This window comes from Mesorhizobium sp. M7D.F.Ca.US.004.03.1.1, from assembly GCF_003998635.1.
GTDB classification, from domain to species: domain Bacteria; phylum Pseudomonadota; class Alphaproteobacteria; order Rhizobiales; family Rhizobiaceae; genus Mesorhizobium; species Mesorhizobium loti.
Genome location: NZ_RZQG01000357.1, coordinates 1 through 5,720, shown reverse-complemented (window position 1 = coordinate 5,720; position 5,720 = coordinate 1). Strand labels below are relative to the sequence as shown.

Here is a 5,720-nt window from a genome sequence, read left to right as displayed (position 1 = left end):
GGGTGACGACGCCGAGATAACAGCCATACTTGCGGCCTTCCTTGGCGATGCGCGACAGCGCATGCCTGGTCGGCGCGAAGCCGAGACGCGGGTCGGCCGGCATATAGCGGTGCGCTTCTTCGCACAAAAACAGAAGCTGCAGCTTGCCTTCGCTCCACAGAGCGAGGTCGAAGGCCAGGCGCGCCAGCACCGAACAGACGGAATTGACTACTTCGGACGGCATGCCGGCCATCTCGAAGCAGGTCACCGGGCGACCATGATGCGGCACGCGGAAGATGTTGCCGATCGTCTCGTGGATAGTGTCCTCGATCAGGCGCGAGTTGAACATGAAGCGGTAGCGTGGGTCGGCAGCTGCCGATTCGATGCGCGTCTTCAGCGATCGGAGCGTCGGGCGATCGGTTTTGCTTTCGAGCATGCCCATCCGCTCATCGATCTGCTTGAGGAGGTCGGCGATACGGTAAGGCACCGGTGTATCGGCGGTCAGCGCATCGCTGCCGCGCCGCAGATAGGCGCCGGAATTCGGATTGCGGTAAAGGTTCTTGGCGGCCGGAATGAGGTCGCGCAAGGCATCGATTTCTTCGGGCTCGGTCTCACGGCCCCGAAACAGCACCTCGGCGAATTCCTCCAGCGTGAACATCCAGAACGGAAGATCCAAGGTCTTGGAATCGACCCTGACGCAGTATTCGGGCAGCGACGCCGCGAACTCATTGTGCGGATCGAGGATCAGGATGCGCAGGTCGGGCCGTGCCGCGATCGACTTGCGCAGCAGCAGCGAGACGGCGGTGGATTTGCCGACACCGGTGGTGCCGACAATGGCGAAGTGACGCGCCAGCGTATCGTCGATGGCGATGTTGGCGGCGATCGTCTCGTCCTGCGCGAGCGTGCCGATGGTGATCGAATGACGCCCGGCGAGATCATAGACCGCCTGCAGGTCGCGGGTGCGGATGCGATGCGCAACGGCGCCGATATGCGGATAGGTTGTGATGCCGCGATCGAAGACCGGTCTGGCGCCGGGCTCTGCACCATCACGCACTTCGCCGATCAGTTCGATGCTGACCTCGATCGCGTTCTGGCCCTCATTGCTCCAGGCGCGATCCGACTTGCCGATCTCGTAGACCAGGCCGACGGTTCGCGTGGATCCAAGATTGATGGAAATCATCTTGCCGACCGTCCACAGGCCGGTCACCGCGCCGTCGACATCGTCCGCATAGGCGCTGATGGTGGCACGCGCGCCGTCGCATTGCACGACATTGCCAAGGATGCGTCTGTCGTTCTGCTCGGCGTTGCGGCGCTCCTGAGATGTCGGTTCCCCAACGGAGGCTTCGCGTTCGACATACATGGACAGGCCAATCCCCATTTCCCCTGGAGTATCGACCCTACAGGAATGGGGTTAAGGCCCGATGAGGTTGGATGGTGTAGAGAGGATTAAGGAGCCCGAGAAAATTGTCGCGAGGCGGCTCTTTTCCCACATCCATATTTCGCTATAATAGATGTATGGATGATATAGCGAACGATATTTCCTCGACGATCGGCCGAAGGATACACGCCGAAAGGATCATGCGGGACTGGTCTCTGGCCGAACTTGCCGAGCGTTCTGGCGTCTCGAAGGCGATGCTGAGCACGATCGAGCGCGGCAAGACCAGTCCGACTGCGGCTCTTCTGGTGCGCATCGCGTCTGCCTTCGGCATGACGCTGTCAACCTTGATAGCGCGCGCGGAGTTGCAGGGCGGCGGACTGCTGCGCGAGGCCGACCAGCCGGTGTGGCGCGATCCCGATACCGGCTATGTCAGACGGCACCTTTCGCCGGCTTCCGACATGCCGCTCGAGCTGATCAGGGTGCAGCTGCCGGCGGGCGCCAAGGTCAGCTTCCCGGCCGCCTCCTACGCCTTCATCAAGCAGCAGATATGGCTCATTTCCGGGCGGCTCGAATTCGTCGAGGGCGATGTGGTGCACGGGCTCGAACCAGGCGATTGCCTGGCGGTTGGAGCGCCGTCGGACTGCACCTTCCATGCCCTGGAGACCGGTGCCGACTATCTCGTCGCGCTGGTCAGGGGCTGACATCATGGCGAGAAGACCAAAGCGCTCCCACAATGGGGGGCCGCCTCTCGATGAGTACAAGGGGCCGCCATGGGGCAAGGGCGATCCCTACATATTCCTTGCCTGGCAGGCCGCCCATGCCAAGGCGTGGAAGGCTCCGAGCCGCGAGGTCATGCTGCTGCGCATGGGCAGAGCCGAGCGGCTTGGCCTGACCTATGAGGAGTACACGCTCGAGATTCTGGAGCGCGGGCGGCATCTCAGGGAAGAAGACACCGAACGCATCAGCGCCATCAAGGCGGCGCGAAAGCGACGCCGCGTGCGTCATCTGGACTGACGGCAATGTGCTCGCATCTATCGCAATCACAGGACATCCTGCACATGAACTCGATCGAGATCGGAACCCTGACCCCGGCTGCTGGGATGCAGGACATGCTGGCCGAATTGCTGGTCGCGACGGTGGCGGCCGGCGGATCGGTGAGCTTCATGCATCCGCTGGCGCCGCAGGCAGCAAGGGCGTTCTGGGAGAAATCGCTGGCAGCCGCGGCGAGAGGGGAAAGGACGGTGCTTGGCGCTTGGGACGGCGAGGTCCTGGTCGGCACCGTGACCTTGCTGCTCGACTGCCCGCCCAACCAGCCGCACCGGGCCGAGATCGCCAAGCTGATGACATCAGTCGGTTGCCGGGGCCGGGGTGTGGGAACGCGCCTGATGCGGGCCGCTGAGAGCCTCGCCATCGAGAAGGGACGCACGCTGCTGGTTCTGGACACGGCGACTGAGGAGGGCGCTTCAGGCCTCTATGAGCGGTTGGGCTTCACGCTGGCCGGCGAGATACCGGACTATGCCCTGAAGCCGCATGGCGGGTTGACCGGCACGCTGATCTACTGGAAGCGGATCGGGCCAATCTCGTAGCCAGTCATGCCGACGCGGAGAGGCGCGACAGCAGCCAGTTGCGAAAATCCTGCTCGGCACCGGTCAGGCGGGCAGTCGACGCCTTGGTCAGAAAATGCCCCGATGTGCTGGAGAGTTCGAAGTCGGAAAGCCTGACCAGCGTCTTGCTGTCGAGCGCCGCATCAACCAGTGGCCGCGAGCCCAGCAACACTCCGGCGCCAGCGCTGGCCGCTTCCATGGCGGCGACGAAACTGTCGAAGCGGTGCGATCGCCTGGGGTGGCCGGCCATCCCGGCGGCGGCGAACCATTCCGCCCACATCTCGCGTGCGCCGGCAACCAGAAGCAGCGGCAGGGAGGTCCAGTCTGCGTCAGCGGCCAGGCCCGGCGCCGCCACCGGCACGAGCCGCTCGGTGGTCAGCCTGTCGGCTTCGCGGCCGGGAAAGGATCCGTTGCCGAAGCGGATGTCGAGCACGGAGCCCGGCAAGTCGTAGTCGGCAGGGCGATGGATCGTCACCAGGTCGAGCTGGACGCGCGGCGCCTTAGCCAGATCGGGCATTGCCGGAACCAGCATCAGCAAGGCAAAGGAGATCGGCGCCCGGATGGTCACGGTCTGGACGGCGCGGGGTTCGAAAAGTTCCGCGGTGCTGTTGCCGATGGTGGCGAAGGCCGACTGGATGTGAGGCAGGTAGGCCGCACCCTCCGGCGACAGCGCGACGCCGCGCGCCAGCCGCGAAAACAAACGTGTCTGCAGCCGCTCCTCGAGAAACCGGATGTGCTGGCTGACGGCCGCCTGAGTGAGGCCGAGTTCGGCTGCCGCCGCGGTGAAATTCGACAGCCGCGCCGCGGCCTCGAAACTGCGCAGCCAGTCGAGGGGAGGCAGGGGTGAGTTTGTTCGAGCCATTAGTGTACTACGGTCATTGGCCAAAAAATGATAATTTGAATTATGCCTGTCGCGCGGCCAACGTGCAATCGAAACCCTGCGGATCGGGCTGCGGGGACGCAATGGACAGGAACGGATCTCCATGCTCACCCACGCGCTGATCGGCGACGAAGGCAAAACAATCGAACTTGGCTGGAAGGACGGGTCGCGTACCCGCTTTCATGCCGTGTGGCTGCGCGACAATGCGCTCGACGACAAGACGCGCAGCGCCGGCAATGGGCAACGGCTCATCACTATCCTCGACATTCCCGCCGACACCAGGATCAGCGCGGCGTCGATCAAGGGCGATGCCCTGGAGATCAGCTTCGTGCCCGAGCAGAAAACGGTGAGTTTCCCAGCGGCATGGCTGAGCGCCAACACCTATGATCGCGGCGAGGCCCGCCGGCCCGGCTGGACAGGCGAGGGCACCGCCCGATGGACCAAGGCCACCATGCAGAATTCGGTCCCGCGCGCCGGTTATTCTGCCGCCAGCGGCGACCAAGCCGTCTTGCGGCAATGGCTGTCGGCGGTGAAAGCCTATGGCTTCGCGGTGATGGACGATCTGCCCACCGAATCCGGAGCGCTTTGCAAAGTGTCCGATCTGTTCGGCTATATCAGGGAGACCAATTACGGGCGCTGGTTCGAAGTGCGCGCCGAGGTCAATCCCAGCAATCTCGCCTACACGAATCTCGGCCTCCAGGCGCACACCGACAATCCCTATCGCGACCCGGTGCCGACACTGCAGATCCTGTCCTGTATCGAAAATACGGTTGAGGGTGGCGAGTCCAGTGTCGTTGACGGGTTTGCCGTTGCGGCCGCGCTGCAGGCTGAGAACCCCGAAGGCTTCCGGCTGTTGAGTTCATGCCCGGCGCGCTTCGAATATGCCGGCTCTTCCGGCGTTCGGTTGCAGGCAAAGCGGCCGATGATCGAGCTCGGACCCGACGGCGAGCTGATCTGCATTCGCTTCAACAACCGTTCGCTGGCGCCGACGGTCGATGTGCCGTTCGCCGACATGGAGGCTTACTACGCCGCCTATCGCCGGTTCGCAGAACTGATCGAGGATCCGTCCTTCGAAGTGACGTTCAAGCTCGAAGCGGGGCAGGCGTTCATCGTCGACAACACGCGCGTCATGCATGCCCGCAAGGCGTTTTCCGGCACCGGCAAACGCTGGCTGCAGGGTTGCTATGCCGACAAGGACGGCCTGCTGTCGACGCTCGCGGCGATCGAGCACGGGTTCAAGGAGGCGGCGGAATGAGCGGCCAGGACCTGAACGCGGACACGATCGTCGAGTTCATCGCCGACATCTTTGAGCGCCGGGGCGCGGAATCCTATCTCGGCGAACCCGTCACCATGTCGGAGCACATGCTGCAGGGCGCCTGGTTCGCCGAGCAGGACGGCGCGCTCGACGAACTGGTCGCGGCGGCCCTGCTGCACGACATCGGCCACTACACCAGCGAGTTCGGCACCTATTCGCCAGAGGATGTCGAAGACAAGCATCATGACGAGGCTGGTGGCGAGGTGCTGGCGCCGTTCTTTCCGCCTGTCATCGTCGAATGCGTCAGGCTGCATGTCGCGGCCAAGCGCTATCTCTGCGCCACCGACCCGACCTATTTCGGCAAGCTCTCGCAGGCCTCGGTGCATACGCTGTCGCTGCAAGGCGGACCGATGAGCGCCGAGGAGGTGGCCGAGTTCCGCAAGAACCCGTTCCACGAGGAAGCGGTCCGAGTCCGCATCTGGGATGAGAGCGGCAAGATCGCCAACATGAAGACGCGGACGTTTCGCGATTACGTGCCGCTGCTGCAGCGGGTTGTCAGCGACTTTCGCGATCGCGCCTGACGGCGGGCATAAGCTCGACACCTGTTCATATGCATGCTGGAGG

The 5,720-nt window shown here is 63.7% G+C and carries 7 protein-coding genes; 5 read left to right on the top strand and 2 right to left on the bottom strand.

Annotated elements, in window-relative coordinates; translation table 11 throughout:
* A partial coding sequence (locus EN935_RS19690) for an ATP-binding protein (RefSeq protein ID WP_127373544.1) occupies nucleotides 1-1,339 on the bottom strand: 1,339 nt, incomplete at its 3' end.
* Nucleotides 1,340-1,494: 155 nt separating this feature from the next.
* On the opposite strand from EN935_RS19690, the gene EN935_RS19685 reads away from it, so the two are divergent.
* The 3 genes from EN935_RS19685 to EN935_RS19675 are packed head-to-tail and all read left to right on the top strand — an operon-like array spanning nucleotide 1,495 to nucleotide 2,943.
* Nucleotides 1,495-2,058: an XRE family transcriptional regulator gene (locus EN935_RS19685; protein WP_127264690.1), complete on the top strand. Its 564-nt coding sequence runs from the start codon at nucleotides 1,495-1,497 to the stop codon at nucleotides 2,056-2,058.
* Between the two features lie 4 nt (nucleotides 2,059-2,062).
* On the top strand, nucleotides 2,063-2,371 hold the full coding sequence (locus EN935_RS19680; RefSeq protein ID WP_127264691.1) for a hypothetical protein: 309 nt from the start codon (nucleotides 2,063-2,065) through the stop codon (nucleotides 2,369-2,371).
* A gap of 44 nt (nucleotides 2,372-2,415) precedes the next feature.
* A complete protein-coding gene (locus tag EN935_RS19675) occupies nucleotides 2,416-2,943 on the top strand; it encodes an N-acetyltransferase (protein WP_109668093.1) in 528 nt (175 codons plus the stop codon).
* Between the two features lie 4 nt (nucleotides 2,944-2,947).
* Here EN935_RS19675 and EN935_RS19670 read toward each other — a convergent pair whose 3' ends face one another.
* Nucleotides 2,948-3,823 (bottom strand): LysR family transcriptional regulator, encoded by an 876-nt coding sequence (locus tag EN935_RS19670; RefSeq protein ID WP_127264692.1) that lies wholly within the window; start codon nucleotides 3,821-3,823, stop codon nucleotides 2,948-2,950.
* Nucleotides 3,824-3,944: 121 nt separating this feature from the next.
* On the opposite strand from EN935_RS19670, the gene EN935_RS19665 reads away from it, so the two are divergent.
* Together EN935_RS19665 and EN935_RS19660 are read left to right on the top strand one after the other, a co-directional pair.
* The gene (locus EN935_RS19665; protein ID WP_127264693.1) at nucleotides 3,945-5,096 is read left to right on the top strand and encodes a gamma-butyrobetaine dioxygenase; all 1,152 of its coding nucleotides are present in this window, start codon (nucleotides 3,945-3,947) and stop codon (nucleotides 5,094-5,096) included.
* Nucleotides 5,093-5,677, top strand: coding sequence for an HD domain-containing protein (locus tag EN935_RS19660; RefSeq protein WP_127264694.1), 585 nt, complete (start codon nucleotides 5,093-5,095; stop codon nucleotides 5,675-5,677). Before EN935_RS19665 ends, EN935_RS19660 begins: the two co-directional genes overlap by 4 nt.
* The last annotated feature ends 43 nt before the right edge of the window (nucleotides 5,678-5,720 follow it).

What these genes read in the sequence shown, in the direction of transcription:
- EN935_RS19685 (WP_127264690.1), top strand. Translation starts at nt 1,495, where the DNA reads ATGGATGATATAGCGAACGATATTTCCTCGACGATCGGCCGAAGGATA.
- EN935_RS19680 (WP_127264691.1), top strand. Translation starts at nt 2,063, where the DNA reads ATGGCGAGAAGACCAAAGCGCTCCCACAATGGGGGGCCGCCTCTCGAT.
- EN935_RS19675 (WP_109668093.1), top strand. Translation starts at nt 2,416, where the DNA reads ATGAACTCGATCGAGATCGGAACCCTGACCCCGGCTGCTGGGATGCAG.
- EN935_RS19670 (WP_127264692.1), bottom strand. Translation starts at nt 3,823, where the DNA reads ATGGCTCGAACAAACTCACCCCTGCCTCCCCTCGACTGGCTGCGCAGT.
- EN935_RS19665 (WP_127264693.1), top strand. Translation starts at nt 3,945, where the DNA reads ATGCTCACCCACGCGCTGATCGGCGACGAAGGCAAAACAATCGAACTT.
- EN935_RS19660 (WP_127264694.1), top strand. Translation starts at nt 5,093, where the DNA reads ATGAGCGGCCAGGACCTGAACGCGGACACGATCGTCGAGTTCATCGCC.